Annotated in this window: 1 protein-coding gene; it reads right to left on the bottom strand. The window is 43.6% G+C overall.

The genetic code is table 11. The features are described 5' to 3' along the window. Positions 1-77: 77 nt before the first annotated feature. Positions 78-864 (bottom strand): LysR family transcriptional regulator (locus tag AB4653_RS28125; protein WP_372105919.1); only part of this gene is annotated, 787 nt, incomplete at its 5' end.

The raw sequence follows: 864 nt of genomic DNA, 5'->3' as shown, positions 1-864 counted from the left end.
GAACTAGAACTAGAACTAACAAAAAGCAGTATCACTTTGAACAGAAAGGCTCACACGTTAAACGGTGAGCCTTTTCTTTATTCAGTTTCGTCTAATAGGCCTTTCAATGCTTGTTCAAGCCAAAGTAATGCAGGACCTTTTGAGCGTGTTTTAGACAGAACAAGATCAACGGGCGGTGACCATGTTTTGTGATCGAATGAGACATTAATCTCCACTAAACGCTGCTTATTCAGCTCCTCTTCGACGAGGTGCCTAGGTAAGTATGCCCAGCCAATATCACTGCCAAGTACCATCTCTTTGATCACAATAAAGCTGTTTGACCACCATACCTTTCCGGCAATCAGCGGAAACTGATCCATCACCTTCCCCTTGTCTCCCCTCAACATTAACTGACGATACGGGAGTAAATCAGAGAGTTTCGCCACACCTTTTTTTGCGAGCGCATGACTTGGATGACACACAGCAATAAACGGTAAGTGACCGATAAAGCATGGCTCAGAACCGACATCAAAAGCCAAGTTGGTAAACATCAATCCAATGTCGGCTCTCTCTTCGATAATTAACGGATTGACCTCTGTTGTGGTACACGCAACCAGTTCAACTTCAGTAGCAGGGAATTGTTGACTGAACTGACTAAGGATCTTAGATAAGTTCGGAACCAGTAATGAATCATCTAATGCAATTTTGATGAGCCCCTCTTCGCCGCTACCCATCGCGTTAACCGTCACATTCAGATCTTCAACCTGAAGCACGATCGCTTTCACCTGTTTAAATAACTGCTCGCCCGCTTTGGTTAGTGAAGGCTTTCGAGTCGAACGATCAAAAAGCTCAACATTAAAATCTATTTCAAGATTACTGATGCCT

Origin of the sequence: Vibrio sp. 10N.222.48.A3, from assembly GCF_041475345.1 — a bacterium.
Lineage (GTDB): Bacteria > Pseudomonadota > Gammaproteobacteria > Enterobacterales > Vibrionaceae > Vibrio > Vibrio tasmaniensis_A.
The sequence above is the reverse complement of the archived record's forward strand: the minus strand, read 5'-3'. Positions and strand labels throughout refer to the sequence as shown.